25 protein-coding genes are annotated in these 24,831 nt (G+C 71.2%); 15 read left to right on the top strand and 10 right to left on the bottom strand.

Annotated elements, in window-relative coordinates:
* The 3 genes from BMY97_RS24335 to BMY97_RS24325 form a co-directional block, all read right to left on the bottom strand.
* On the bottom strand, positions 1–987 hold the full coding sequence (locus BMY97_RS24335) for an LLM class F420-dependent oxidoreductase (protein ID WP_091620149.1): 987 nt from the start codon (positions 985–987) through the stop codon (positions 1–3).
* A 53-nt stretch (positions 988–1,040) separates the two neighbouring features.
* The gene (ligD, locus tag BMY97_RS24330) at positions 1,041–2,612 is read right to left on the bottom strand and encodes a non-homologous end-joining DNA ligase (RefSeq protein WP_091620147.1); all 1,572 of its coding nucleotides are present in this window, start codon (positions 2,610–2,612) and stop codon (positions 1,041–1,043) included.
* A gap of 430 nt (positions 2,613–3,042) precedes the next feature.
* Positions 3,043–3,534 carry a MarR family winged helix-turn-helix transcriptional regulator gene (locus BMY97_RS24325; protein WP_091620144.1) on the bottom strand — a complete coding sequence of 164 codons (492 nt, stop codon included), beginning with the start codon at positions 3,532–3,534 and terminating at the stop codon, positions 3,043–3,045.
* An 84-nt stretch (positions 3,535–3,618) separates the two neighbouring features.
* Here BMY97_RS24325 and BMY97_RS24320 point away from each other — a divergent pair, with 84 nt between their 5' ends.
* Together BMY97_RS24320 and BMY97_RS24315 are read left to right on the top strand one after the other, a co-directional pair.
* The gene (locus BMY97_RS24320; protein ID WP_091620141.1) at positions 3,619–4,260 is read left to right on the top strand and encodes an FMN-dependent NADH-azoreductase; all 642 of its coding nucleotides are present in this window, start codon (positions 3,619–3,621) and stop codon (positions 4,258–4,260) included.
* A gap of 172 nt (positions 4,261–4,432) precedes the next feature.
* Positions 4,433–5,005 carry a TetR/AcrR family transcriptional regulator gene (locus BMY97_RS24315; protein WP_091620579.1) on the top strand — a complete coding sequence of 191 codons (573 nt, stop codon included), beginning with the start codon at positions 4,433–4,435 and terminating at the stop codon, positions 5,003–5,005.
* Positions 5,006–5,015: 10 nt separating this feature from the next.
* Here BMY97_RS24315 and BMY97_RS24310 read toward each other — a convergent pair whose 3' ends face one another.
* Positions 5,016–5,555: a GNAT family N-acetyltransferase gene (locus BMY97_RS24310; RefSeq protein WP_091620137.1), complete on the bottom strand. Its 540-nt coding sequence runs from the start codon at positions 5,553–5,555 to the stop codon at positions 5,016–5,018.
* Between the two features lie 289 nt (positions 5,556–5,844).
* On the opposite strand from BMY97_RS24310, the gene BMY97_RS24305 reads away from it, so the two are divergent.
* Positions 5,845–6,201 carry an arsenate reductase family protein gene (locus BMY97_RS24305; protein WP_091620134.1) on the top strand — a complete coding sequence of 119 codons (357 nt, stop codon included), beginning with the start codon at positions 5,845–5,847 and terminating at the stop codon, positions 6,199–6,201.
* Positions 6,202–6,258: 57 nt separating this feature from the next.
* On the opposite strand, the gene BMY97_RS24300 is transcribed toward BMY97_RS24305, so the two are convergent.
* The gene (locus BMY97_RS24300; protein ID WP_245787468.1) at positions 6,259–6,963 is read right to left on the bottom strand and encodes a TetR family transcriptional regulator; all 705 of its coding nucleotides are present in this window, start codon (positions 6,961–6,963) and stop codon (positions 6,259–6,261) included.
* A gap of 105 nt (positions 6,964–7,068) precedes the next feature.
* Between BMY97_RS24300 and BMY97_RS24295 the strand changes: the two genes are divergently transcribed.
* Both BMY97_RS24295 and BMY97_RS24290 read left to right on the top strand, forming a co-directional pair.
* Entirely contained in the window at positions 7,069–8,193 is a 1,125-nt protein-coding gene (locus tag BMY97_RS24295) for an FAD-dependent monooxygenase (protein WP_091620132.1), read from the top strand.
* Between the two features lie 59 nt (positions 8,194–8,252).
* On the top strand, positions 8,253–9,161 hold the full coding sequence (locus BMY97_RS24290) for an aminoglycoside phosphotransferase family protein (RefSeq protein WP_218156854.1): 909 nt from the start codon (positions 8,253–8,255) through the stop codon (positions 9,159–9,161).
* A 38-nt stretch (positions 9,162–9,199) separates the two neighbouring features.
* On the opposite strand, the gene BMY97_RS24285 is transcribed toward BMY97_RS24290, so the two are convergent.
* Positions 9,200–10,780, bottom strand: a complete 1,581-nt coding sequence (locus BMY97_RS24285) for a hypothetical protein (protein WP_245787467.1) — start codon at positions 10,778–10,780, stop codon at positions 9,200–9,202.
* 153 nt (positions 10,781–10,933) lie between these two features.
* Here BMY97_RS24285 and BMY97_RS24280 point away from each other — a divergent pair, with 153 nt between their 5' ends.
* The 6 genes from BMY97_RS24280 (at position 10,934) to BMY97_RS46130 (ending at position 16,624) form a co-directional block, all read left to right on the top strand.
* Complete coding sequence (locus tag BMY97_RS24280; protein WP_091620127.1) at positions 10,934–11,668, top strand: acetoacetate decarboxylase; 735 nt, start codon at positions 10,934–10,936, stop codon at positions 11,666–11,668.
* 11 nt (positions 11,669–11,679) lie between these two features.
* Positions 11,680–12,603: a 3-hydroxyacyl-CoA dehydrogenase NAD-binding domain-containing protein gene (locus BMY97_RS24275; RefSeq protein ID WP_091620124.1), complete on the top strand. Its 924-nt coding sequence runs from the start codon at positions 11,680–11,682 to the stop codon at positions 12,601–12,603.
* Entirely contained in the window at positions 12,603–14,099 is a 1,497-nt protein-coding gene (locus BMY97_RS24270; protein ID WP_091620121.1) for a CoA transferase, read from the top strand. Before BMY97_RS24275 ends, BMY97_RS24270 begins: the two co-directional genes overlap by 1 nt.
* Positions 14,100–14,108: 9 nt before the next feature.
* The gene (locus BMY97_RS24265; RefSeq protein WP_091620118.1) at positions 14,109–15,413 is read left to right on the top strand and encodes an aldehyde dehydrogenase family protein; all 1,305 of its coding nucleotides are present in this window, start codon (positions 14,109–14,111) and stop codon (positions 15,411–15,413) included.
* Between the two features lie 348 nt (positions 15,414–15,761).
* Positions 15,762–16,265 (top strand): hypothetical protein, encoded by a 504-nt coding sequence (locus BMY97_RS47200; RefSeq protein WP_177231526.1) that lies wholly within the window; start codon positions 15,762–15,764, stop codon positions 16,263–16,265.
* Positions 16,266–16,423: 158 nt separating this feature from the next.
* Positions 16,424–16,624: a hypothetical protein gene (locus BMY97_RS46130; RefSeq protein ID WP_143086276.1), complete on the top strand. Its 201-nt coding sequence runs from the start codon at positions 16,424–16,426 to the stop codon at positions 16,622–16,624.
* Here the strand turns inward: BMY97_RS46130 and BMY97_RS24255 are convergent.
* From BMY97_RS24255 to dhaK, 3 genes are all read right to left on the bottom strand, one after another.
* Complete coding sequence (locus tag BMY97_RS24255; protein ID WP_245787466.1) at positions 16,591–17,208, bottom strand: TetR/AcrR family transcriptional regulator; 618 nt, start codon at positions 17,206–17,208, stop codon at positions 16,591–16,593. The genes BMY97_RS46130 and BMY97_RS24255 overlap by 34 nt on opposite strands.
* Before the next feature lie 67 nt (positions 17,209–17,275).
* The gene (gene dhaL, locus BMY97_RS24250; protein ID WP_091620109.1) at positions 17,276–17,872 is read right to left on the bottom strand and encodes a dihydroxyacetone kinase subunit DhaL; all 597 of its coding nucleotides are present in this window, start codon (positions 17,870–17,872) and stop codon (positions 17,276–17,278) included.
* A gap of 10 nt (positions 17,873–17,882) precedes the next feature.
* On the bottom strand, positions 17,883–18,878 hold the full coding sequence (gene dhaK / locus BMY97_RS24245; RefSeq protein ID WP_091620107.1) for a dihydroxyacetone kinase subunit DhaK: 996 nt from the start codon (positions 18,876–18,878) through the stop codon (positions 17,883–17,885).
* A gap of 123 nt (positions 18,879–19,001) precedes the next feature.
* On the opposite strand from dhaK, the gene BMY97_RS24240 reads away from it, so the two are divergent.
* Complete coding sequence (locus BMY97_RS24240) at positions 19,002–19,745, top strand: IclR family transcriptional regulator (RefSeq protein ID WP_091620104.1); 744 nt, start codon at positions 19,002–19,004, stop codon at positions 19,743–19,745.
* Here BMY97_RS24240 and BMY97_RS24235 read toward each other — a convergent pair.
* Entirely contained in the window at positions 19,742–21,496 is a 1,755-nt protein-coding gene (locus BMY97_RS24235; RefSeq protein ID WP_245787465.1) for an arabinofuranosyltransferase AftB family protein, read from the bottom strand. The two genes, BMY97_RS24240 and BMY97_RS24235, sit on opposite strands and share 4 nt — an antisense overlap.
* Positions 21,497–22,668: 1,172 nt before the next feature.
* Here BMY97_RS24235 and BMY97_RS24230 point away from each other — a divergent pair.
* Genes BMY97_RS24230 through BMY97_RS24220 form a run of 3 tightly spaced genes read left to right on the top strand, consistent with a single transcriptional unit; the run spans position 22,669 to position 24,819 of the window.
* A complete protein-coding gene (locus BMY97_RS24230; RefSeq protein WP_091620102.1) occupies positions 22,669–23,091 on the top strand; it encodes a hypothetical protein in 423 nt (140 codons plus the stop codon).
* A 28-nt stretch (positions 23,092–23,119) separates the two neighbouring features.
* Complete coding sequence (locus tag BMY97_RS24225) at positions 23,120–24,214, top strand: sensor histidine kinase (protein ID WP_091620099.1); 1,095 nt, start codon at positions 23,120–23,122, stop codon at positions 24,212–24,214.
* Positions 24,211–24,819 (top strand): response regulator transcription factor, encoded by a 609-nt coding sequence (locus tag BMY97_RS24220; protein ID WP_091620096.1) that lies wholly within the window; start codon positions 24,211–24,213, stop codon positions 24,817–24,819. The genes BMY97_RS24225 and BMY97_RS24220 overlap by 4 nt, the downstream gene beginning before the upstream one ends.
* Positions 24,820–24,831: the final 12 nt, after the last annotated feature.

The raw sequence follows: 24,831 nt of genomic DNA, 5'->3' as shown, positions 1-24,831 counted from the left end.
TCAGGAAAGCTCCGGCACGACCTTCGAGGTGAACAGCTCGATGCCCGAACGGTCGTAGGCCGCTTCGGCGAAGTACGTGATCGCGTACGTCATGCCGAGGCCTTCGAGTTCCTTCAGCTTCGGGATGATCTGCTCCGGCGTGCCGACCAGCGGGCCCGAGGCGAAGTTCTGGTAGGCGCCCTCCAGCACGTCGGCCGGCAGCAGCGGCTCGTAGTGCGAACGGATCCACGCCAGGCGGTCCTGCACGTCCTTCTCGGTCTCGCCGATGACGACGTTGTAGTTGGCCGAGCGCACGATCTTGCCGTAGTCCGTGCCGACGTCCTTGCAGTGCGCTTCCAGCACGGAGGACTTGTGCCGGAACCCCTCGGTGTCGCCGACGAAGTTCGTGTACGACGCGTACTTCGCCGCCGTGCGCAGGGTTTTCTTCTCGCCGCCGCCGGCGATCCACAGCGGGATGCCGCCGTCCTGCAGCGGAAGCGGACGGGAGATCGCGCCGTCCACCTGGTAGTGCTTGCCGGCGAAGGTGGCCTTGCCCTCGGTCCAGAGCCGGCGCATGATCTGCACGCCCTCGTCGAGCTGGCCGAGCCGCTCGCCCGCGCTGGGGAAGCCGTAACCGTAGGCGCGCCACTCGTGCTCGTACCAGCCGCCGCCGATGCCCATCTCCACGCGCCCGCCGGAGATCACGTCGATGGTGGCGGCGACCTTCGCGAGGTACGCGGGGTTGCGGTAGCCCATGCAGCTGCACATCTGGCCGAGGCGCACGCGGGTCGTCGCGGCGCCGTACGCCGCCATCAGGCTCCACGCCTCGTGCGTGGCTTCGTCGCTGGGGACGGGAACGGTGTGGAAGTGGTCGTAGACCCAGATCGACTCGTACGGCCCGGCGTCGGCGTAGCGGGCGAGGTCGAGCATGGTGGTCCAGTGGTCCGCGGGGTCGATGCCGACGAGGTCGTGGCGCCAGCCCTGTGGCACGAAGAGTCCGAATCGCATGGCCCCGACCCTAAGCCTGGAGTCGCTCCACCTGCGGCGCGAACCCGTCGAACTCACAGTTTCGGCAGCCGCTGGTCGACTCCGAGCAACGCGGCGAACGGGTCACCGGTGGTCTTGACGCGGTCCAGCACGGTCCGCACGGTCCAGCGCTCCGGTGTCAGGTCCGGGTCGTCGAGTTCGTCCCACTCCAGCGGAACCGACACCGGCGCGCCGGGCCGCGGCCGCACGCTGTAGGGCGCCACCAGGGTTTTGTTGTGCACGTTCTGCGTGTAGTCCAGCCGCGCGCGCCCGCCGCGGCGGTCCTTGTGCCACGCCCAGCTCACCAGCTCCGGCACGGTTTTCCCGATCATCTTCGACACGGTCTCGGCCCATGCACGCGTCTCGGCGAAGGTGTAGCGCGGTTCGACGGGCACCCACACCTGGATTCCACGCTGCCCGGTCACTTTCGGCCGTCCGGCGAGGCCGAGGTGCGCCAGCGCCGTGCGGTGCAGGCGAGCGAGGACCAGCACGTCTTCGAACGACGTCTCCGGGCCGGGGTCGATGTCGAAGAGTGTCCACGTCGGACGCCCGACGTCGGGGATCCGTGACGTCCACGCGTGCAACTCGAGCGAGCCGAAGTTGGCCAGCCACGCCAGATCCGCGGCCGCGCCGGGCACGAGGTACTGCTGCACCTCGTCGGCCGCGGCGGCCTCGTTGTGCCAGCGGTGCAGCCATTCCGGCGCGTGGTCGGGCACTTCCTTGTGCCAGAACCCGGGTTTCCCGATGCCGCCGGGGAACCGCTGGGTGTTGAGCGGCCGCCCGGCGAGGTAGGGCAGCATCGTCGGCGCGATCGAGGCGTAGTACCGGATCAGCTCGCGTTTGGTGATCGGGGGCTCGCCGTCGCGGCCGGGGATCAGCACCTTGTCGAGGTTGGTGAGGACCAGCTTCCGGCCGCCGACGCTCCAGCTGCCGCGGGCGCCGAGCGAGTCCAAGGTGGCCAGCTCTTCGTCGGTGGGACCGACGAAAACGGGCTCCTCCGCCTCGGCCGCGGGCCGGTCGCCGTGCCACAGCGCCGCGGGGGCCGCCGCGACCTCGTCGTTGGTCAGCCCGCTCTTGACGGACTTCGGATGGTCCTCGGCGTCCCAGCCGGCTGAGGCGTGGTCGTCCTGTTTGTGCAGCAGCAGCCACTGCTTGCCGTCGCCGTCGCGTTTCGGGTGGATGAGCACGAACCGTCCGGCCAGCTTGTCGCCGAACAGGTCGAAGTGCAGGTTCCCGTCGGCGAGCGCCTGCTCCGCGTCATCGGTGTCGACGGCCTCCCAGGTCCCGCGATCCCACACGATCACGTCCCCGCCGCCGTACTCGCCGTGCGGGATCACCCCCTCGAAGTCGGCGTACTCCAGCGGATGATCCTCGACGTGCACGGCCATCCGCCGTGCCTTGGGATCCAGCGTCGGCCCTTTCGGCACGGCCCAGCTGACCAGCACCCCGCCCAGCTCCAGCCGCAGGTCGTAATGACGCCTGCGCGCCCGATGCCGCTGCACGACAAACCGGTTGCCGGGCGCGGCCTCCCCACCCGCGGGCTCGGCCGTGCGCTCGAAATTCCGCATCGCGCGGTACTTCGCGAGCCGCTCGGCCGCCTCATCCATGGTTCCCCGCCCTCCTCGGCCCAGGGTAGGACAACGGACCGGTTTCGGCCTCGTCTTCGCCCCCGGTCGGTGGCTCGGTCAGGTCCGCATCTCCGCCTCGGCGGGCGGCGGATCGGCCGGTCGGCCGCGGCCGCGTTCAGCAGGAGGCGGTTCGGTCGGGGACTGGTCCACCTCCCCTCGGCGGTCGGCGATGCCCGCGGTCGGCAGGCAGCTCGGCCGGCCAGCCGAGCCTGCGTATAGCGGGATGGGTTCTGCCGGGGCCGGTCCGCGTCCACGCTCGGCGGGCTGTTTTGCCAGGCCTGGGCGGCTGCGTTCGTGGTCAGCGGGAGGCGGTTCTGCCAGGGAGCGTCCGCGCTCGGCAGGTGGCTTGGTCAGGCCCTGCCAGCAGCGCCCGTGGTCAGCGGGGCAGGCAGCTCGGCCGCGGCCGCGTTCAGCAGGCGGGCGGTTCCGGCGACTCGTCGGCCGCGCCCGCGCACGCGGCGATCTCCGTGGTCGTGGTCGCCTGTTGGAGCAGGCCGTAGAGCTGTTCGCGCTCGTCGTGGTCGAGGCCGGCCAGTACCTCGTCCTCGACGGCGGCCAGCGCGAATTCCGCCTTGGCCAGCTTCTTCGCGCCGACGTCGGTCAGCTCGACGACGTGCCGGCGGCGGTCTTCGGGGGAGCGGCGGCGCTCGGCGAGGTTGTCGGCTTCCAGGTCGTTCAGCAGGCCGACGATGGTGGTGCCGTCCATGTCCAGCGTGCTCGCCAGCGCCCGCTGGGTGCTGCCGCCCTGGTCGCGCAGCACGGTGAGCGCGAGCAGATGCCGCGGCCGCAGCCCGAGGGGGGCCAGCACGGACTCCGCCCGCAGCCGCATCCGGCGCGAGAGGTGGTCGAGCAGCGCGCCGCAGCGGTGCGGCGGCTGGTTGACGACCGGGAGCGAGGTCATGTGCCCAGCATACGAGACAACGGCGATCGTAGGCATGCTATAAATGGTTTGCCTAACACCAACGATCTACGGATGGCTAACGAGATGGCTCACCTGCTGCACATCGACTCGAGCATCAATGGCGACCGCTCGGTCAGCCGCAAGCTCACCGCCCGCGCCGCCGCCGCGTGGCGTGCCGCGCACCCCGAAGGCACCGTCACCTACCGCGACCTGGGGCAGCACCCGCTGCCGCACCTGGATGCCGAAAACGGCCTGGCCCGCATGATTCCCGCCGGACAGCGCACGCCCGCGCAGGAAGCGTCCTGGCAGCTGACCGAGGAACTGGTCGGGGAACTGCGCGAGGCGACGACGGTCCTGCTCGGCCTGCCGCTGTACAACTTCGGCCCGCCGAGCGTCATCAAGTCCTGGGTCGACCACCTGATCGCGCCCGGGCTGTCCTTCGACCCGGCCACCCGCGCGGGCCTGCTCGAGGGCCGTGAGCTGCTGGTGCTGGCCAGCCGCGGCGGCGGGTACGGCGAGGGCACGCCCCGCGCCGGCTGGGACCACGCCACCGCCTGGCTGCCCCACGCCCTCACCCTGACCGGCCTCGAGCCGCGCTTCATCGCGGCCGAGCTGACCCTCGCCGAGTCCAACCCGGAGATGGCCGACCTGCGCGGCCTCGCCGCCGAAAGCCTCGCCGCGGCCGAGCGCGAGATCGACGCGCTCTGGGTTCCGGCCAACGCCTGAGGCCACGCCGACGCAGCCAGGGGCATCGCGGCCGGGGGAGGCGCCGCGGTGCCCCGCCTGCTCCACAGTGGACGTTCGGTGGCGGGCTGCCGCGGCCATCACCGCAGCTGATGCCGCGCCCTCGTACACTGGCCGACCGGAGTCGGGTCCGTTCAGCCGGGGTGAGGTGGTCGTGGCCGAAGAGGGGAAACCGCTGCGGGCGGACGCACGGCTCAACCAGGACCGGTTGCTGGAGGCGGCCGCTAGGGCGTTCGCGCGGGAGGGCGTCGGCGCGTCGCTGAAAGCGGTGGCCAAGGACGCCGGCGTCGGGATCGGCACGTTGTACCGGCGATTCCCGACCCGGGAGACGCTGGTCGAGGCCACCTATCGCAACGAGGTCGCGCGCCTCTGCGGCTCCGTCCCGGACCTGCTGGAGACCACGGACCCCGCCGACGCCCTGCGGATCTGGATGGACCGCTTCGTCGCGTTCATGGCGGCCAAACACGGAATGGCCGACACGCTCAAAGCCGTCTTGACCGCCGACGGTGACCTCCGCATGCGCACCCGCGACCTGCTCACCGACGCGCTGGAAACGCTGCTGTCGGCCGGCATTGCCAAGGGCGTCCTGCGCCGCGACGTCGACGCGAACGACGTCCTCATGGGACTCGGCGGCGTCACCCTCATCGCCGGCGAACCCGGCCAGGAGGCCTTGGCGAGCCGGCTCTTGAACCTGCTCGTCGACGGGCTTCGTTACCAGAGCCCGTGAGCGCCGGGCCTCAGCGCTGCTCGGCGATGTCGCTGTGCCGGATCCGGTAGACCTGCAGGCTGAGGTCGTAGTACTTGGTCGTCTCGCCGACCCACTCCATGCCCAGCCGCTTCGCCGTGGCAACCGCGCGGGTGTTGTTCGGCCGCGCGACGGCGAACAGTTCGTCGGTGTCCTGGGTGAACGCCCAGTCGATCAGCGCGCGCGAGGCCTCCGTCGCGTAGCCCTGGCCCCAGGCGTCCGGGTGCAGCTGCCAGCTCAGCTCCAGGTCCTCGCGGAACGGTGGCAGCAGGCGGATCCCGAGCCCGCCGACCACGGCACCGTCCGACTTCCGCTCGATGGCCCACCGCCCGCGCGGCGGGATCATGTTCGGCTGCGCCTCGAGCCACGCCTGCAGAACCGAGCGCATCGCGGCGACGTCGGTGACCCGGTCCATCGCCGGCGTCAGCCAATGGGTGACCTGCGCCGTGCCGTAAACCTCGTACGCGGCTTCGGCGTCTTCGGCCGACCAGTCACGGATCACGAGACGGTCGGTGGCCAAGGGCATTTCCATGCTTGAACGGTACGCCGGACCAGTACCCCAGCGGCAGGTGACGAGCGGCACCCTCGCCGTTGTCGCGGCGCCGTTGGCACGGTGGGTGTCGACTTGCTCGGGCGGCGCCGTTGGCACGGTGTCGACTTGCTCGGGCGGCGCCGTTGGCACGGTGTCGACTTGCTCGGGCGGCGCCGTTGGCACAGTGCCCACCCGCTCGGGCGGCGCCGTGAACGCGAAGCCGAAACGGGCGAACGACAGCCCACCGGCCACTGTCGGATGCGGGCGTTCTCGAAGTAGCCTCTGGCGCGTGGAGATCTGGGTCAACCCGCGTTGTTCGAAGTGCCGCTCCGCCGTCTCGCTGCTCGACGAGGCCGGCGTCGCCTACACCGTGCGCCGTTACCTCGACGAGCCGCCGACGCCCGCCGAACTCGACGCCGTCTTGAAACGCCTCGGCCTGGATCCGTGGGACATCACCCGTACCGGCGAGAAGGCGGCGGCCGAACTGGGCCTGAAGTCCTGGCCCCGGACTCCCGACGCGCGAACCCGCTGGATCGACGCCCTCGCCGCCAATCCCGTGCTGATCCAGCGCCCGATCATCACCGCCGACGACGGCACCACCCTCGTTGCGCGCGATGAGGAATCGGTGCGCTCCCTGCTGCCCTGACCTTCGTCCGTCTTCACCCCTCCTCTCTCCGTCTCAAAAGTATCATAAACCGTCTCATTAATGCAAGGCCGCCAGGTGCCGGTAGACCGTCGCGCGGGAAACTCCCACTGTCGCAGCGATTTCGCTGGCCGAAAACCCCCGATCGTGGAGTTGCTGGCACGTGAGGAACACCTGGTCCGTCATCTTGGGGGGCCGGCCGCGGGTGGGGCGAGGACTCTTCGGTCCGGCGAACAGGCTGTGCACCCCGTCGAGGACGGCGTCTCGGAGCTCGGGCAGCGGGCTGTCCGCGAAAAGGACCACAGGGTCGCTCAGCATGGCGATGGCCTGCGCGGCGCGCACTTGGTGCGCGAAGTCCGCGTCCGGGCCCGCGACCAGCGCGTTTGCCTGCAACATGCCGTCGCGGAACCGGTCGAACGCCGCCGGTGACGCGGCCAGTCCGAGGTCGCGCAGGTTGAGCCGCAGCAGGTAGCGGTGCTTGAGCCAGACGTCGAGGAGCCCTTCGAAGACGATCCACCGGGCGTCGTCCGGGCCAACCAGTTCGGCGACCTTGAGGCACTGCTCGAGGTCTTCCAGCAGCGGCTCGGCCAGTGCCGTGATGATGTCCGCCTTACCGGGGAAGTGGTACAGCACAGCGGTTTTGGTGACGCCGACGCGCTCGGCGATCTCCCGCACCGACGTCGCGTGGTACCCGCGCGCGGAGAACTCGTCCATGGCGGCGCGCAGGATGCGGGCCCGGGTGCCCGGGGGAACCTCTTCACTCACGACCCGAGCATAGACCACTTGCCTGACCGGGGGTCAGGAGCGTAACGTGGTTCCTGACCAACGGTCAGGAGGCCGTTCGGCAGGGATCTCCGGGGGGACGAGGACATGAAGGCGAAGACAGTGCTGATCTCCGGCGCGGGGGTCGCCGGGCCGACGCTCGCCTACTGGCTGGCCCGCGCCGGTTTCCGGCCCACCGTTGTGGAGCGGGCGGCCGGGCTGCGGTCGAGCGGGAGCCCGGTGGACGTGCGCGGACCCGCCGCCGAGGTGGCGCGGAAGATGGGCCTGCTGCCGCGGCTGCGGGCGGCGGCCACCGGCGTCACAGGGCTGAAGTTCGTGAACGACAGGGGAAAACGCGTCGGCCGTGTGAAGCTGGGCAGCGCCGGGGGAGAAGACGTCGAGCTGAGCCGCACCGAGCTGGCGCGCATTCTTTACGAGGCGAGCCGGGACGAGGCCGAGTTCGCCTTCCACGACTCGGTCAAGACGCTGGAGCAGGACGAGGGCGGCGTCGAGGTGACGTTCGAGAAAGGCGCTCCCCGTCGGTTCGACCTCGTCGTCGGCGCCGACGGGCTGCACTCGGCCGTGCGCGAGCTGGCGTTCGGCGCGGAGGCGGCGTTCGTGAAACACATGGGCGTGTACGTGGCGACCCTGCCGCTCGACGGTCCGGTGGCGGACCCCCACGAGGTGGTCATGTACAACTCGCCGGGCCGGGCGGTCGCCGTGCACCCGGGGCATGGGCGGGGCATCGCGGCGTTCATGTACCGCGGTAAGGCCGTGCCCGATTTCGACCACCGCGACACCGCGCAGCACCGCCGCATGCTGGCCGCCGCCTACACCGGGGCCGGCTGGCGGGTGCCGGAGCTGCTAGAGCAGGTCCGGCAGGCCGACGACCTGTACCTCGACTCCGTCAGCCGGGTCCGGTTGCCGGCCTGGTCCGCGGGCCGGATCGCGCTGGCCGGTGACGCGGCCTCGTGTGTCTCGTTGTTCGGCGACGGCTCGACCCTGGCGATGGCCGGCGCGCACACGCTCGCCACCGCGCTGGCCGAGTCGCCCGGAGACCACGCCACCGCGTTCCGCCGATACGAGGCCACGCACCGGAAGCTGACGGGGCCGAAGCAGCGCAACGTGCCCGTCGCGGCGGCTCTGCTCATCCCCGCCACCCGGGCCGGCATGACGGTACGCAACCTGGGCACCCGCTTCGTCCCGCTCGTCACCGCGGCGCAGCGGAAATGAGTGGACAGCGCCCAGGGGAGCCGGTGTGATCGGGAGACGTTCGAGGCGGGGGAGGCCGAGTGTCCACTGGGGACATGTCGTCCGACGAGGTGACCATCACCGTGGCTGTGGTGCGGCGGCTCGTGGCCGGGCAGTTCCCGGAGTGGGTCGGGCTGCCGGTGGTGCCGGTGCCCGCGCCGGGGGTGGACAACGCCACCTACTGGCTCGGCGAAACGATGTCGGTGCGGCTGCCGCGGTTCTCGCGGTGGGAGGGGCAGGTGACGCGGGAGCAGCGTTGGCTGCCACGCCTCGCGCCGCACCTGCCGCTGGCCGTGCCGGTTCCGCTCGCGGTGGGCGCGCCGACGGCCGAGTACCCGTTCCCGTGGTCGGTCTACCGGTGGCTCGAAGGCGAGCGGGCCGAGCCGGAGCGGCTCACGGACCTGCGGCGCGCAGCCCTCGATCTGGCCGACTTCTTCCTTGCGCTGCAAGGGATCGACACCACCGACGGGCCGCCGCCGGAGTGGAGCAACGGTTTCCGCGGCGTCCCGATGGGGGATCCGCGCGATTCGGCGGTGGTGGAATCGCGGCTGCGCGGCTGGATCGCCGCGCTGGAGGGGCGCATCAACACCGACGCGGCCACGGAGGTGTTCGAGACGGCGCTGGCGGCACCGGCCTGGGACCGCCCGCCACTCTGGGTGCACGGAGACCCGGCGCCGGGCAACCTCTTGTCCCGCAACGGCCGCTTGTCGGCGGTGATCGACTTCGGCACCCTCGCCGTCGGCGACCCGGCCTGCGATCTCATCGTCGCGTGGTCCCTCCTGGACGAAGACGCCCGCGGAGTCCTCCGCGAAGCCCTCGCGGTCGACGACGCCACCTGGGCGCGCGGCCGGGCCTGGGGCCTGACCGCGGTGCTGCCGGACCCGTCCCGCCCAGTCGCGGCGGGCGAGACCGACCGTTTCGACGCCGTTGTCGCCGATCTCCGGGGTTGACGCGCCGAGCGCGGCGTCCGGGCGTGGCGGTCTCCGGGTCAGAAGCCCGGCAGCTGGCGCTTCAACCGGTCGAGCCAGCGGCCGACAGTTTCGTCGTACCGGCCCGGGTCGTTGAGCGGCGCGGCCGTGGCGACGGCGGTCTGCACGTGCTCGCGGACGGTGCCCGCCCACTCCGGGAGTGCCCACACCGTTTGGTAGTAGGCATCGCGCATCTGGACAGCTGCTACCTCTTGGTAGCCGGCCGTGGCCTTGGCGACGTCCAGGCCGTAGCTGGTCGAGCCCGGGGTGGGGCTGCCCGCGGTCAGCACGATGACCGTCGGGCGGGCCTGGACGACGACCTGTGTCGGGTCTGCGCCCCTGGAGATCCGGGGGTCGTTGAGGCCGATGAAGTCGATGGAGTGCCAGCCGCTGTAGTACGGCATGGCGCCGGCGTCGCTGACCGCGAGCGTGCGGGCTTGCTCCGGTACGTCTGCCGCCGCGAGCCCCTTGCCGATCGCGACGTGTGCGCGTTGCAGGTCCGGGCCGTAGTTCGCGATTGTGCCCAGGTCCGGCGCGGTGGCGCCGACGACGGCCGACCAGACGATCGCGACCAGCCCGGTCAGCGTCGCCGCCCAGCGGCCGCCGAGCGTGGCGGCGGCGAGGCCGGTGCCCAGGCACAGCACGGGAACGGCGTGGTCGGCGAACCGGTCGAGGTAGTCCATCGACGGACCGGAGACGGCATACGTCACATAGGTGAGCAGCACCGTGACGACCAGCAGCGCCCCGGCTCGCCGAGTCGCCCGGCGGATCACGAGCGAGAAGGTGAGCAGGAGCAGCGGGAGCAGCAGCCAGGTGGTGTGCTCTGTCCACATGCGACCGGAGGCCAGGTTGCCGAACTTGACGTAGAAGGTGTTCGGCAGCAGCTGGCCGTAGTAGTGCCAGCGCCACACGAAGTAGCCGCCGCCGACCAGGACCGCCCCCGCCGTCCAGCTCCAAGCCGCCCGGCTGCGCCGTTCCCGCCAGAGCCAGACCGCGACCGTCGGCAGGGCCGCGAGCACGCCTTCGGGCCTGAGCATGCCGAGCACGAGGAGCAGGGCGGGAGGTTCGTATGCGCGCACCCGTTCACCGTCGAGCACTCGCAGGCCGAGCAGCACGATTCGCAGGAGCACGGCGGCGAAGGCGGCCGTCTCCAGTCCGCTGGTGATGTGGAAGTACGTCGGCAGGAACACCACGTACGCGCCGCCGGCCACGAGCGCGCCGCCGATGCCGCCGCGCCGGTGGGCCGTGTTGACCAGCATCAGGAGGGTGAGCAGACCGAACACCAGCGAGGTGAGCTTCATGAACAGCGGCAGCGCGACCCCCAGCCACGCGCCGAGGCCGGCCCACATCACCCAGCCGAAGTCGGTGAAGCCCTCCACTCGAGGTCCGGTCACGTTCCAGACGGGCCCGTGCCCGGCAGCGAGGTTGGCGGCATACCGGAAGCTGATGAAGGCGTCGTCGATCGTGAAGAACCAGGCGGCCCACGAGCCGGCGAGGAATACCACGAGCAGCACCGCACCGACGACGACAACAGGCGTGCGCCGTGTCCGGCGGCTCGTCGGACTGTCCTCTTGAAGGGTCTCCGCCTCGGTGACGGTCATGCGCGTTTCCTCGCTCCAGCTGCGGTCCCCGACCGGTCGGCAAACTTTAGCCGCCGGGTGGTGGTCGGCCTTGGTCGACCCGGCTCCGGCGCGAGATGCGATCCGCTATAACCGCAGGTAGATTCGCGGTCGTGACCTTGACGGAGGCAGTCCATGCGTGAGGACGAGGTCCGCGCCCAGCTCACCACGCCGCTGGCCGCGCCGGCGTTTCCGCGGGGGCCGTACCGGTTCACCGACCGGGAGTACCTGAACATCACCTACCGGACGGATCCGGACGCGTTGCGGGCGCTGGTGCCCGAGCCGTTGCGGGTCGCCGAGCCGCTGGTGCGGTTCGAGGTGATGCGGATGCCCGACGTGACCGGGCTGGGCGACTACACCGAGTCCGGGCAGGTCGCGATGGTCACCTACGACGGGGAGCCCGGCGAGTTCACCCTCGGCATGTACGTCGACAGCCTGCCCGCCATCGCGAGCGGGCGCGAGGTGGCTGCGTATCCGAAGAAACTCGGCGCGCCGAAGCTCTTTGTCGACTCCGACACGCTCGTGGGCACGCTCGACTACGGCTCGATCCGCGTCGCGCTCGCCACCATGGGCTACAAGCACCGCAAGCTGGACGAAGACGTTGCCCGGCAAGAGCTGACCGCGCCGACGTACATGCTCAAGATCGTGCCGGGCTACGACGGGAAACCGCGGATCTGCGAGCTGGCGCGCAGCCAGATCAGCGACCTGACGGTCAAGGGCGCCTGGACCGGCCCCGCCCGGCTGCACCTGGTCGCGCACGCGCTCGCGCCGCTGGCCGACCTGCCGGTGCTGGAGGTCGTCGCCGCGAGCCACCTGCTCACCGATCTGACACTGGGCCGTGCGGCCGCGGTGCACGACTACCTCGCCTGAGGAGCAACCACATGAAGGCCACCATCGTCGGAGCCGGGGTCATCGGCGTCTCGTGGGCCGGGCTGATGGCCTCGCGCGGGCTCGAGGTGACGGTCAGCGACCCGGCGCCGGACATCGAGGCGCAGGTGCGCGCGGGTCTCGCCGAGCTGGTCCCGGCGCTGCGTGAGCTGGGCCTGCCCGCCGAAGGCCTCGACGCGCGGCTGAGCTTCGAGGCCGACCTCGCCACCGCCGTCGCGGACACCGATGTCGTGCAGGAGAACGGGCCCGAGCGGCTCGACCTCAAGCACAAGATCTGGTCGACGATCGAGGCGGCCGCGCCGGCGCACGCGCTCTTTCTGACCTCGACCTCGGGCATCCCCGCCACCGAGATCGCCACCGCGCTCCAGCGGCCGGAGCGGCTGATCGTCGGTCACCCGTTCAACCCGCCGCACCTGATCCCGCTGGTCGAGGTGGTGCCGGGGGAGCGGACGTCGGCGGAGACCGTCGAACGGGCCGTCGAGTTCTACCGGAGCCTGGGCAAGAAGCCGATCGTGCTGGGCAAGGAGGTGCCGGGGTTCGTCGCGAACCGGCTGCAGGCCGCGATCTTCCGCGAGTGCGTGCACCTGGTCGCCGACGGGGTGGTGACCGAGCAGCAGCTGGACGACGTCGTCACGTCCTCGCTGGGGCAGCGGTGGGCGGTGAGCGGGCCGTTCCTGAGCTTCCACCTCGGCGGCGGCGCGGGCGGGCTGCCGCACTTCCTCGAACACCTCGGCCCGGGCCTGCGCAAACGCTGGGGCCAGCTCGGCACCCCGGATCTCGACGAGCCCACCGTCGCGCTGCTGAGCGAGCAGGCGGCCGGGTTCGGCGGGACGGTCGACGAGCTGGCGAAGGCCCGTGACACCGCGCAGATCGCCGTGATGAAGGCGCTGGGCACCACTCCCGGACAGGAGTCCTGATGTCGGTCACCGAAAAGATCGAGGCCGCACTGGCGAACCCGATCCGCTCCGAGGCCGAGGACGAGTTCGACATCCACGCCGCGCTCGCGGAGGTCCTCGCGGCCGCCGGGATGTCCGAAAAGGACAGTGGCGGGAAGGTCGAGTTCGTCGGCGCCGACCCGGTCGTGCCGAGCGCGGTACGGCTCGGTGCGGCGCCCGCGATCGGGCTCGTCGCGAAGTCGGTCGCGCTGGCCGCGCTGTGGCGTCACCGCGGCGGTCCCGGCCAGGACATCAGCATGGACCTGCGCCAGGCCCCGCATCGGCTGTGCCCGTTCTACGACAAGAAGTGGGAGCTGCTGAACGGCCTGCCGCCGACCAACACCGGCGACCCGGGCAGCCCGCTTTCGCTCAGCTTCTACCGCGCGGGCGACGGTCGCTGGGTGATGCCGCTCAACATCTACCCGAAGCTGAAGTCCAAGACCCTCAAGCTGTTGCGCACGTACGACGACAGCACGGCGATCGCGAACGCCGTCGCGCGCTGGAGCGCCGCCGAGCTGGAAGAGGCGGGCTCGGACGCGGGCCTGGTGATGCCGATGGTCCGCAGCACCGAGGAGTTCCTGGCCACCCGGCAGTACCAGGACGTGCTCGCCGACCTGCCGTTGATCGAGATCGAGAAGATCGGCGACTCGGCCCCGGAGCCGCTGCCTGAGGGCGCGAAGCAGCCGCTCGACGGCATCCGCGCGCTGGGCATGGGCCACGTGATCGCGGGCGCGGGCATCGGCCGCGCGCTGGCGCAGCACGGCGCCGACGCCCTGAACCTCTGGCGCCCCACCGAGTGGGAGAACGACGTGGTCTACCTGACCGCGAACGTCGGCGTCCGATCGTCCACTGTGGACTTCGCACGGGACCCCGCGGCCATGGCCCGCGTGCACGAGCTGTTGCGCGGCGCCGACGTGTTCTACGCCAACCGCCGCCCCGGGCTGGTGTCCGGCCTCGGGCTCTCGGCCGAGTGCGCCGCGGAGATCCGGCCGGGCATCATCCACACCACCGTCTCGCTGCACGGCGAACGCGGGCCGTGGGCCGGGCGGGTCGGCTTCGACCAGACCGCCGGCTGCGTCACCGGCATGATGACCCTCGAGGGCACGCCGGACCAGCCGAAGCTGCCGCACATCACTGTCGTCAACGATTACCTGGTCCCGTGGCTGGCCACCACCGGCATCTGTGCCGCGCTGATGCGCCGCGCCACCGAGGGCGGCAGCTACCGCGTGCACATCTCGCTCACGCGCATCGCGCTGTGGATCATCAGCCTCGGCGTGTTCGACAAGAACTACGCGCACGCGATCGCGGGCACCGGCGAGCGGCACGCCTACCTCGACCCGGACACGTTCACCGCCGAGACGCCGCTCGGGCACTACCAGGGCGTCACCGACCAGGTCCGGATGTCCGGGACACCGGGCGAATTCTCGACGATCCTGGTGCCCCGCGGTTCGGGTCGCGCCGAGTGGCTCCCACGTTAGGGTTTGATCATGAGCGAGATCCCCGAAGTCGTGTCCCGTCTGCGTGCCGCGTTCCAGGCCGGTCGGACCAAGCCGCTCGAATGGCGGAAGGCGCAGCTGACCGCCTTGAAGGCCATGCTGCTGGAGCAGGCGGACGACTTCTTCGCCGCCCTGCACGCCGACCTCGGGAAGAACGCGGCCGAGGCCCGCAGCGCCGAGATCACGTTCGTGGCCAACGAGGTCGACCACACGCTGGAGCACCTCGACGCGTGGGTGGCGCCGGAGGCCGCGCCGCTGCCGGAGCGGCTGCTGCCCGGCCGTGGCACGGTCGTGCGCGAGCCGCTCGGGGTCGGGCTGATCATCGGGCCGTGGAACTACCCGCTGCACCTCGTGCTGGCGCCGCTGGTCGGCGTGCTGGCCGCGGGCAACGCGGCGGTGGTGAAGCCCAGCGAACTCTCGCCGACGGTGTCCGCCGCGATCGCCCGGCACGTGCCGGCGTACCTCGACCCCGAGGCCGTCGCCGTGGTCGAGGGCGCGATCCCGGAGACGACGGAGCTGCTGGAGCAGCACTTCGACCACATCTTCTACACCGGCAACGGCGTCGTGGGCCGGATCGTGATGACCGCCGCGGCCAAGCACCTCACGCCGGTCGCGCTGGAGCTGGGCGGCAAGAGCCCGGTCATCGTCGACACCGACGTCGACCTGCGGCTGGCCGCCGAGCGGATCGTCTACGGCAAGTTCATGAACGCGGGCCAGACCTGTGTGGCGCCGGACTACGTGCTCGCGATCGGCGACACCGCGGAGAAGCTGGAGCCGCTGCTCGCTGAGGTGCTGCGCGCCAAGTTCGGTGACGACCCGGCCGCCAGCCCCGACTACGGCCGGATCGTGAACACCCGGCACTTCGACCGGCTGTCGAAGCTGCTCGGCAGCGGCCGCGTGGTCACCGGCGGCCGGACGGACCGGGACCGCAAGTTCATCGCGCCGACCGTGCTCGCCGACGTCGCCCCGGACTCGCCGGTGATGGGCGAGGAGATCTTCGGGCCGATCCTGCCGGTGCTCACGGTGGCGTCGCTCGACGAGGCGATCACCTTCATCACCGGGCGGGACAAGCCGCTGGCGCTGTACGCGTTCGTCGGCTCGCCGGAGACGAAACAGCGCATTCTCGACGAAACCTCCTCGGGCGCCGTGGGATTCGGCCTGCCGGTGGCGCATCTCACCGCCTCCGATCTGCCGTTCGGCGGCGTCGGGGAGAGCGGAATGGGGCGCTACCACGGGAAATACTCCATCGACACGTTCAGCAACCTCAAGGCCGTGCTGGACAAGCCGCTGGGATAGCGAGATCCCCGTGCGGACGCCCTCGGACGGCTAGGCTCTCCGGTCATGAGCCACCCAGGGGGTCCGCCGGGACAGCAGCCGTGGCCGGGGCAACAGCAGCCGTGGCCGTCGCAACAGCCTGTGCCGCAACAACAGCCTGTGCCGCAACAACAGCCTGTGCCGCAACAACAGCCTGTGCCACAGCAGCCTGGACAGCCGTGGTCCGGGCCGCCTCAGCCCGGACAGCCGCAGCCGCCCGGGCAACAGCAGTGGGCGCAGCCGGGAAACCCGTATCCGCAACAGTGGGCCCCGCAGCCGCAAGGGGCCTGGGGCCAGGGGCAGCCACAACGGCCCGGGCCACTCACGACGGTGGGGCTCGGCGTGATCCCGGCCGGGCTCGGGATCGTGCTGGAACTGGTGGCGCTGTTCGCCGTGCCGTGGGTGACGTTCAGCTCGGGGACGCTGTCGGTTTCGTTCACCTTCCTGGATCTGCTGCAGCAGTCGGACCGGGTGAAGTTCTCGTCCGACCTGGCCACGTCGTACGTGCAGTGGTTCGGCTTCCTGCTCACCGCGCTGACGATGGCGGCCGTGCTGCCGTGGACGCTGGGCGCGTTGCGCACCAAGCGTTCGGCGTTCCTGCTCAGCAGCATCCGGCGCAAGCCGCTGACGCACACCAACTTCTGGTGGTACCGCACGGTTTTCGCGGGCCGGGCGACGTTGATGCTGCTCCTGCACGCCGGCGGGGTCGTGTTGATCTTCGCGCGCAACTTCTCGCTGCTGGGGCTGGGGCCGTATCTGCTGGTCGGCGGCGCGCTCCTGGTGGTTGCAGGGGCCGCGATCGGCCCGCGCAAGGGAACCGAGATGCCCCACTGACCGGACGGCCGGACTTCAGGCCCGGCGAAGTACGCGGAGCCGTTCGGCTCCCGGCACCGACTGTTGGCCTCCTGGGGTCTGGACCCTCCGGCCGGCACCCGGCACCGTGGGAACCAGTTCCGTCAACCAGGTCCGCCCGAACCGTCAGGAGGCAGCAGTTGGCCAGCCCATACGACCCGCCCACCGGTGCGCTGCGGGGATTCTGCAGCTGCGCGGAATACGGGGGCGAGCGCCGCACTCCGCACGTGTTCGGACTGGCCGGCTGCCGCAACGAGCTGGTCGCCGAGGCCGAGCTCGCGGAGACCGACGACTTCCTGCCCACCGGTTACGCGCCGGGCGCCTTCTCCGGGCGAGACTGACCGGGGATCGGAACCCAGCCGTTTTCGAGCAGGTCGAAGGCGGCTTCGACGGCCGCGCGCGGGTCTTCGCGGTTGTGGGTGAGCGCCGTGGATTCGAGGGCGAAGTGGGCGAGCGCGGCGGCCGAGAGGTCGTCCCCCGGCAGCCCGGCCTCCTCCGCGATGGCTTGCGCCACCGCGGTTTCGTGCCGCATCCACATGCGGTGCGAGTAGTCGCGCAGGGCCGGCGTCTCCGCGATCAGCTTGCGGAACGCCGCGAAGCCCGCGTTGTCCGACGTCCTGAAGTACGAGCGCAGTACGTGCTCACGCAATGCCGTGACCACGCTCTGGCCCTCGGGGCGATCCCGCACCACCGCGACCAGCATCGCCTCGTGTTCGTCTTCCTCGTCGAAGACCAGCGCTTCCTTGCCGGGGAAGTGCTTGAAGACCGTGGTGGTGGAAACGTCGGCGGCCTCGGCCACGTCCTTGATGCTGACCTGGTCGTAGCCGTGCTGCAGGAACAGCGCCAACGCCGCGTCGGCCAGCGATTGCCGGGTCGCGGCCTTCTTCCGTTCGCGCCGGCCGAGGGGTTGCGTCGTCTCACTCACCAGGCCAGCGTACTCCATTGGTTGTCTGACTATCAAAGTGTATTGACTACACTTTGATAGGGGATCGTCAGGAAGCGGCGTCGAAGAACAGCGCCACGGTCAGCGCGCCCGGATCCACCACGCCGCGGGCGTTTTCCCCGACGTAGCTGGCCCGGCCGCGCTTCGCCAGCAGGCTTTCCGTCGACGCGGCGCCGGTGTGGGCCGCGGATGCCGCCGCGCGCACGGCTTCGGCCAGCGGCTCGTCACGCCCGGCGGCCGCGGTGAGGGCCTCGGCGGCGGGGACCATGGCGTCGACCATCGTCTTGTGGCCCACCTCCGCCTTGCCGAGGCGCTGGACCACGGCCACGCCGCCGGCCGCCGCCTCGGCCAGCGCCGCCGTGGTCAGCTCCGGCGAGCGCGTGAACTCGCGGAACCACATGCCGAACAGGGGGCCGCTGGTGCCGCCGGTGTTCAGGAATCCGTCGGAGACGGCGGTGAACACGGCGTCCGGCGCGTCGGAGGCGACGCCGGCCAGGTTGGCCTCCACGCGGCGCAGGGCCGAGCGCAGGTTCGTGCCGTAGTCGCCGTCGCCGGCGCGGCGGTCCAGCTCGGTCAGCTCACCGGCCTGGTCGACGACCGTCTTGATGAACCGCTCGACCCAGCTCCGGGCGTTGATGGTCTCCATGGGTTTCTCCTCACCAGGTCAGGGCCGGGGTGCGGACGGGGGCGTCCCACAGCTCCAGCAGTTCGGCGTCGGCGCGCAGCAGAGTGATCGAGCAGCCGCGCATGTCGAGCGCGGTCACGTACGAGCCGACCAGCGACCGCGCCGCCTCGATGCCGAGGCCCGACAGGTGGGCGCGCAAGTCTTGGTGCGCGGCCGAAAGCTCCAGTCCGTGGGTGGCGCCGAGGCCGTTGACGATGGCGATCACCTGCTCGCCCGGCGTGAGCCCGAGCGCCGTGACGATCGGGTCGGCCAGGTCCGCGACCAGCTTCCGCGCCGGCGCGAACGGGCGGCGCTCGATGCCGTGCTCGCCGTGGATGCCGACGCCGAACTCGATCTCGTCGTCGGCCAGCTCGAACGACGGCCGCGACTCACCGGGGTGCGTGCACGAGGAGAGGGCGAGCGCCAGCGTCCGGGCGGACGAGGTGACGCGCTCGGCCAGCGCCGCCAGCTCGTCCAGTGAGGCGCCGCGCTCGGCTGCCGCACCGCAGATCTTCTCGACGGCGACGACCGCGGCCGTCCCGCGGCGGCCGGGGCCCTCGGTGCTTTCGGTGGCCAGATCGTCGTCCACCAGCACGGTGCGGACCTCGACGCCGTCCTCGGCCGCCAGCTCCGCGGCGATGGTGAAGTTCAGGACGTCGCCGGTGTAGTTCTTGATGATCAGCAGCACTCCGCGCCCGTGGTCGGCGGCCACAACGGCGGCGCGGACTTGGAACGCGGTCGGGCTCGCGAACACCGCGCCGGGCACCGCGGCGTCGAGCATGCCCGGGCCGACGAAGCCGGTGTGCAGGGGCTCGTGGCCGGAGCCGCCGCCGGAGACCAGCGCGACCTTCGGCCAGGCAGCTTCCGCGCGGACCACGTACGCCGGGTCCGCGTGACAGCGGACGAGGTCCGGGTGCGCCTGCTCCAAGCCGCGTAAGGCCTCGGCCACCAGGTCGTCGGGATCGTTCACCAGCTGTCGCACGGCCATTGTGCTCACCCCAGTTGTTCGTCATCGTCGACTTGTATTCGACATAGTCGAATGTTCGAGCAACCATACGAGGCCGGTCCGCTGTTGTAAAGTGCACCGCGTCCCCGCAGAAGAGGTGCCGCGATGATCCAGGCCGTCGACCGGGCCGTTCGCGTCCTCGGGGTCCTGCAGGGCGCGCGCAGCGTGCCGCTCTCCGACATCGCCGCGCGGCTCGGCCTCGCACCGTCCACAGTGCACGGGATCGTCAAAACGTTGCAGGCCAACGGAATGGTCGTGCAGGAGGCGGGGTCCACGCGGTACCGGCTCGGCCCGGTGGTGCTGCGGCTCGGCAACGCCTACCTGGGCAGCCTGGAACTGCGCTCGCGGGCGTTCGCCTGGTCCGCGGAGCTGGCCAAACGCACGGGTTACGCGGTGCGCGCCGGCGTCCCGCTGCCCGGCGAGGTGATGATCGTGCACCACGAACCGCGCCCGGACGGGTCACGGCAGATGTCGGAGGTCGGCCTGGTCGTGCCCGCGCACGCGACGGCGCTCGGCAAGGCCGTGCTCGCCTTCGCGCCCGGCGCCGACCCGGGTGAGCTGCGCAGCATGACCGGCGAGACGGTGACGGATCCGGCCCTGCTGCGGGCCGAACTCGACGACGTCCGACGCGACGCCGTCGCCGTGGAGCAGGAGGAGGCCGTGCTGGGGGAGTGCGGCCTGGCGTCGCCGGTATTCGACGCCGCCGACGCCGTCGCGGGCGCGATCGGCGTGGTGGTCCCCCTCGCGGACTGGCCGGTGGCCGATGCCGTGCGGGTGGCCGTCGCGGAGACGGCCCGGACGATCTCGCGTGAGCTGGGCGCTTCGCGCTGGCCCGGGCCGTCCGCCTAGCCGCAGGTCTGGTTCTTCGCCGGATCGTGGTCGTAGCGCAGGGAAGTCCGGCCGACGGCGTGCACCAGGTTGTCCCAGAACCGGCCGAAGGTCAGCGGGGCCCGGACGGAGTCGAGCATCTCCCGGTTGTGCGGGCAGGCCAGGGTGCGGCGGATGTCGTCCAGCCGGGCGGCGGTGAAGTCGCCCTGGGCGGCGAGTTCGGCCGTGGTGCCGCGGCCGCCGTCGGCGAGGTCCCAGTCGATGCCGGCGTACTTGTTGTGGCCGGTCCGGCGGTCGGGGTACGGCGTGGTGTGCGCGGCGATCGGGTTCGACAGCCCGATCGGGTCGTGCACCCAGGTGTCCAGCGGCAGCAGCAGGCCGGGGCCGCCGATGTTGAAGAACGTGATGGTGTCGTGGCCCGACGCGGTCGGGTAGGCGTGCCATTGGCCCTGCGGCGTCTGGACCAGGACGACCGGCTCGGGTTCGGTGTCGAGCAGGGTGCGGATCGGGGTCGCGATCGCGGTGAACTCGTCGAAGTCCTCGGCCAGGATCGGGTGCTCGTGGTGGCTGTCGGCGACATAGTTGGCGCGCTCGTCGGCGATCCCGCGCGCCTCGTCGATCGGGTGCGGCAGGTGTGTGTACGGGGTGCGCAGCCAGCCGACGGCCAGCAATGCCCACGCGCCCAGCGCGATCGCCGGGACCACCGTCAGCCGGGTCAGCCGGATCGCCATCACGGGCAGCAGCAGGCAGAAGAGAGCGGGCAGCAGCATCCGCGCGTGCATGAAGTCACCGCCGACGCGGATCACGTACAGCGCCAGCCCGAGCGCGGCGAGCACCGGCACGGCCACCACGACCGCGATCTCGCGGTTCACGCGCTTGCCCCACAGCAGCGCCACGGCGATCAGCGCGCACAGCAGCACCGGAACCCAGAGCCAGTACGGCCCCGCGAAGTCGGCGAGGTAACCGAACCCCTTGTGCCACAAGGCGTTCGACGCTTCCTTGACGAGTGCGGTGTTCGGCGTGAGCAGCCCGTAGTAACCCATGCGGAACACCTGGTACGCGGCCGGCAGCGCGGCCGCGGCGACGATCCACAGCAGCCCCGCGCGCCAGCCGCGCCACGCGAGCACCAGCAGCCCCACCCCCGCGACGGCGCTGAACAGCGCCAGGTCCGGCCGCACGAGGTAACCGAGGCCGATCACCACCGCCGTCAGCCACACGGGCCCGGCGCTCTGGTGCCGCGCGCGGCGAACCAGCAGCCACCAGGTGCCGCCCAGCCACAACGTGATCAGGCCGGTCTCGAGCCCGGACGTCGCGAAGTCCCGGAACGGCGGCAGCGCCACCACGACCAGCGCCCCCAGTGGCACCACGAACACCGAGCGGGTGGCCCCGGCCAGCCGGCGCGCGCCGTCGAGCGCGAGCAGCAGCCCGCCAACGGAGCAGAGGAGGCCGGTCACCACGGCCAGCCACTCCAGCCGCAGCCCGGGGATCCAGGCGAACGCCAGGAGCAGGAACGTCCACAGGGTGCTGGTGTTGGACTCGACGCGTTCGCCCGCGTTGAACACCGGCCCGTTGCCGGCCAGGATCTGGCGGACGGTCCGCAGCACGATCATGCCGTCGTCGCTCATCCACCGGCGGTTCCACGCCAGCACCGCGAACCCGGCGACGGTCAGCCCGAGCACCGCCCAGTTCCACGCCCGCGCCCGCGTCCACCCGGGTCGCGGCAGGTCGGCCCCGGGTCTCGCGGGCAGCGTCTCACTCGCCACGGTGCTCATCGAATCTCCCTCGCCGGCCAGGTCAGGCTGCTTCGTCACGCGGCCTGCGACCGCTGCGCGATCGTACCGGCGGGTGGTCGGGGCAGTGCCGAGGGACCGATGCGACCGGCAAGAACACCTGGACCACCAGCTACGCCTACGACGACGCCGATCGGCTCGCCACCAGCACCGACCGAGTGGACCTACGACTCTGTCATGCCCGGTCAGCCCTCCGGCTCGACTCACCACGTAGACGGACGCGCCTACGCCACCGCAGTTGCCGGTCACGCCACCGGAACCAGCTACACCATCCCGGCGTTCGAGACCGGTCTCGTCAGCACCGAGTACGACTCGTCGACCGGTGCGGTCGCCACGACCACGAGCCCGCAGAAGGGTGGCGTGCCAAGGGAAACTCGTGTCCGAAACGGATGACAACCCCCCAGGCGCAGGCCCTAGGGCCCCGACGCCGACCCGGCAAAGCCGATTGCGGCGTCGCCCCGAACGCCGCCGCGCTCGGCGGCTCCGCGCCGTACCGGACGTCCTGGAGCTACCACACTGCCGGGACCCGTACCCGGCAGGTTCAGCACGCAGCCAGCGGCGACGACCACCACCGACCCCGACCCGGGACAGACACGTCCCCACGCCGCCCTGACATCGAGCAAGACCAGCGGGAACGCCACGACGGCCAGCCCACCGCCGAACGCAATGGGGTTACCGGTGTCTCTCAGTTCATAACACCACCTGCTCGATCGGCTCAGTGTCAGGGCCTAATGGGGAGTCGATCCCATTGCCGAAGGGGGCGATGCTCCTCGATTGAAATCACCGGAACGAGCGCCGAGTTCTACGTTTTAGACGTGCCTGATATCGGTGAAACTCCGCCTGATTACTGGCCTCGATCGAGTAGTGCCAAGCCGGACCGGCCGGGGAAGACTGGCTCGGCAGGGCGGGAACATCGCTCGTCAGCCGGCTCTGGCGTGGATATGCCGGATCCAGCGCCCTTCGCCGCCCTAGCACAGCAGGACTTGCGCGACGGTCACGCGGCCAGTAACGATCCTCCCGAACGGGTGATACCCGCCGCTCGGACCACTGACAAATGTCACGCCCGACCCATGCGCAGCCTCACTACACCGCGCCGCCCCCACCAACCAGCATGAAGAGGTGACCAGAACCCTCCACGTCCGGAAAGGACAGTCATGACCACGATCCCCGCTCAGGAACTGCAGCACCCGCGCAGCCGGTCGGCCTTCCGTACCGTGCGGGGGCTCGTCAGTGGGTACCTCGGCCTCAGCGTGCTCACGCTCGTGGCGATCTTCCTCTTGCGGGACAACAAGACAATGGTCACCGACTCCGTCTGGGTGCGGGCGACCATCGTGGTGGCCAGCGCGTTGCTGACGCTTTCGCTCACCGTCCGCGCGTCGCGTGGGTCTCAGCGGGCGTTTCTGCGGTTGCGGATCGTTTCCGGGGTGATGCTGGTCGCGATCGTGGTGATCGTCGCGTTGCCGGGGGCGTTTCCGGTGTGGCTGCGGATCGAGCAGGGCGTCTGCGGCCTCGCGCTGCTGGGGGTCGTCCTGATCGTCAACGGTCGGCACCTGCGGTCGCTTTTCGCCCGGAACTGAGCGGGCGCGAGGCGGTAGCGTGCGAGAAATGGACCAGAGCAGCGTGGGGGCGGACCGGTGGCTGCTGGGCTGGCGGCGTTTTCTCCTGGACGCCGGGCTGCTCGTCTACCCACTGGTGGCCGGGGCCGGGATGGCGCAGTACGCCAGCGGCGCGGGCCTGTTCGCCGGCTGGGTGATCGTGGTGGCGTTCTGCGCCGTCTACGCGCTGTCCGCCTGGCTGGCGGCGCGGTCGCGGTCACGCTGGTTCTGGGCGCTGGTCGGGGTCCTCACCCTGCTTTTCCTTGCCGCGCTGCCGTTCGCGCGCGCCAACGCGTTCTTCCTGGCGACGGTGATCGTCTCGCTCGCCGCGCCGCGGCTGCCTCGCTTCGCCATTCCGCTCGTGGCCGGGTCGGCGCTCGCCGCGCTGCTGGTGCCGTGGGCGGTCCGGCCGTGGCAGAGCGGGCCGGGCTGGACGCAGACCGTGGCGCTGGTGTTCACGGTGCTGATGGTCTACGCGTTCGCGGAGGCGATCCGCGCCAACCACGCGCTGGTGGAGGCGCGCGCCGAGGTCGTGCGGCTCGCGTCGGAGGCCGAGCGGGCCCGGATCGCGCGGGACCTGCACGACCTGCTCGGCCATTCGCTCACCGCCATCACGGTCAAGAGCAACCTCGCCCGGCGGCTCGCGGCCAACGGGGTCGAGCGGTCGGTGGACGAGATCACCGAGGTCGAAACGCTCTCCCGGCAGGCACTCGCCGACGTGCGCGCCGCCGTTTCGGGATATCGCGACGTCACCCTCGCGGGCGAGCTGGCGCGGGGCCGGGAGCTGCTGCGCGCGTCCGGGGTCATCGCCGACCTGCCCACGGCCGCGGACGTCGTCGACGGCGCGCACCAGGAGCTGTTCGGCTGGGTCGTGCGCGAGGGGCTCACCAACGTCGCCCGGCACGCCCGCGCGACCCGGTGCACAGTCGTCCTTTCCGCTTCAGCGCTGGAAGTTCTCGACGACGGCGTGGGCGCGCGGACGTCCGCGGGCAACGGCCTGACCGGGCTGCGCGAGCGCGTCGCCGAGGCCGGCGGCCGAATGGAGGCCGGGCCGCTGGACCCGAAGGGCTGGCGGCTGGCCGTGGTGATGGGAGCGCCCGCATGACGATCCGACTGCTGCTCGCCGACGACCAGGAGCTGGTCCGCCAGGCCCTGTGCGCGTTGCTGGAGCTGGAGGACGACTTCGAGGTCGTCGGCTCCGTCGGCCGCGGCGACCTGGTGGCCGACGCCGCGCTCGCGGGACGGCCCGACGTCGCCCTGCTGGACATCGAGATGCCCGGCCTCGACGGGCTCGCGGCCGCCGCGGTGCTCGCCGCGCAGGTGCCCGGCTGCCGCGTGGTCATGCTCACCACGTTCGGCCGCGCGGGCTACCTGCGCCGCGCGATGGACGCGGGCGCCGTGGGCTTCGTCGTGAAGGACGCGCCGGCCGAGGTGCTCGCCGACGCCATCCGCCGGGTGATGAAGGGCGAGCGCGTGGTCGACCCGGCGCTGGCCGTCGCCACCCTGGCCGCCGGGGAATCCCCGCTGACCGCCCGTGAACGCGACGTGCTCATCGCCGCCCGCTCCGGCGTCTCGGTCGCCGAGATCGCGGCGAACCTCTACCTGTCGGAGGGCACGGTCCGCAACTACCTGTCGGCGGCCATCGCGAAAACGGGGACCCGCAACCGGATGGAGGCCCTGCGGACGGCGGACGAGCGGGGCTGGCTGTAGCGAATCGGCCCG

Source organism: Amycolatopsis saalfeldensis (genome assembly GCF_900110575.1).
GTDB classification, from domain to species: domain Bacteria; phylum Actinomycetota; class Actinomycetes; order Mycobacteriales; family Pseudonocardiaceae; genus Amycolatopsis; species Amycolatopsis saalfeldensis.
Note: the sequence above shows the minus strand (reverse complement) of the source record. Positions and strands in the feature narration are given on the sequence as shown.

What these genes read in the sequence shown, in the direction of transcription:
- dhaK (WP_091620107.1), bottom strand. Translation starts at nt 18,878, where the DNA reads ATGGCCGTGCGACAGCTGGTGAACGATCCCGACGACCTGGTGGCCGAG.
- BMY97_RS24270 (WP_091620121.1), top strand. Translation starts at nt 12,603, where the DNA reads ATGTCGGTCACCGAAAAGATCGAGGCCGCACTGGCGAACCCGATCCGC.
- BMY97_RS24225 (WP_091620099.1), top strand. Translation starts at nt 23,120, where the DNA reads ATGGACCAGAGCAGCGTGGGGGCGGACCGGTGGCTGCTGGGCTGGCGG.
- BMY97_RS24335 (WP_091620149.1), bottom strand. Translation starts at nt 987, where the DNA reads ATGCGATTCGGACTCTTCGTGCCACAGGGCTGGCGCCACGACCTCGTC.
- BMY97_RS24230 (WP_091620102.1), top strand. Translation starts at nt 22,669, where the DNA reads ATGACCACGATCCCCGCTCAGGAACTGCAGCACCCGCGCAGCCGGTCG.
- BMY97_RS24320 (WP_091620141.1), top strand. Translation starts at nt 3,619, where the DNA reads ATGGCTCACCTGCTGCACATCGACTCGAGCATCAATGGCGACCGCTCG.
- dhaL (WP_091620109.1), bottom strand. Translation starts at nt 17,872, where the DNA reads ATGGAGACCATCAACGCCCGGAGCTGGGTCGAGCGGTTCATCAAGACG.
- BMY97_RS24325 (WP_091620144.1), bottom strand. Translation starts at nt 3,534, where the DNA reads ATGACCTCGCTCCCGGTCGTCAACCAGCCGCCGCACCGCTGCGGCGCG.
- BMY97_RS24240 (WP_091620104.1), top strand. Translation starts at nt 19,002, where the DNA reads ATGATCCAGGCCGTCGACCGGGCCGTTCGCGTCCTCGGGGTCCTGCAG.
- ligD (WP_091620147.1), bottom strand. Translation starts at nt 2,612, where the DNA reads ATGGATGAGGCGGCCGAGCGGCTCGCGAAGTACCGCGCGATGCGGAAT.
- BMY97_RS24275 (WP_091620124.1), top strand. Translation starts at nt 11,680, where the DNA reads ATGAAGGCCACCATCGTCGGAGCCGGGGTCATCGGCGTCTCGTGGGCC.
- BMY97_RS24235 (WP_245787465.1), bottom strand. Translation starts at nt 21,496, where the DNA reads ATGAGCACCGTGGCGAGTGAGACGCTGCCCGCGAGACCCGGGGCCGAC.
- BMY97_RS24285 (WP_245787467.1), bottom strand. Translation starts at nt 10,780, where the DNA reads ATGACCGTCACCGAGGCGGAGACCCTTCAAGAGGACAGTCCGACGAGC.
- BMY97_RS24310 (WP_091620137.1), bottom strand. Translation starts at nt 5,555, where the DNA reads ATGGAAATGCCCTTGGCCACCGACCGTCTCGTGATCCGTGACTGGTCG.
- BMY97_RS24220 (WP_091620096.1), top strand. Translation starts at nt 24,211, where the DNA reads ATGACGATCCGACTGCTGCTCGCCGACGACCAGGAGCTGGTCCGCCAG.
- BMY97_RS24280 (WP_091620127.1), top strand. Translation starts at nt 10,934, where the DNA reads ATGCGTGAGGACGAGGTCCGCGCCCAGCTCACCACGCCGCTGGCCGCG.
- BMY97_RS24295 (WP_091620132.1), top strand. Translation starts at nt 7,069, where the DNA reads ATGAAGGCGAAGACAGTGCTGATCTCCGGCGCGGGGGTCGCCGGGCCG.
- BMY97_RS24265 (WP_091620118.1), top strand. Translation starts at nt 14,109, where the DNA reads ATGAGCGAGATCCCCGAAGTCGTGTCCCGTCTGCGTGCCGCGTTCCAG.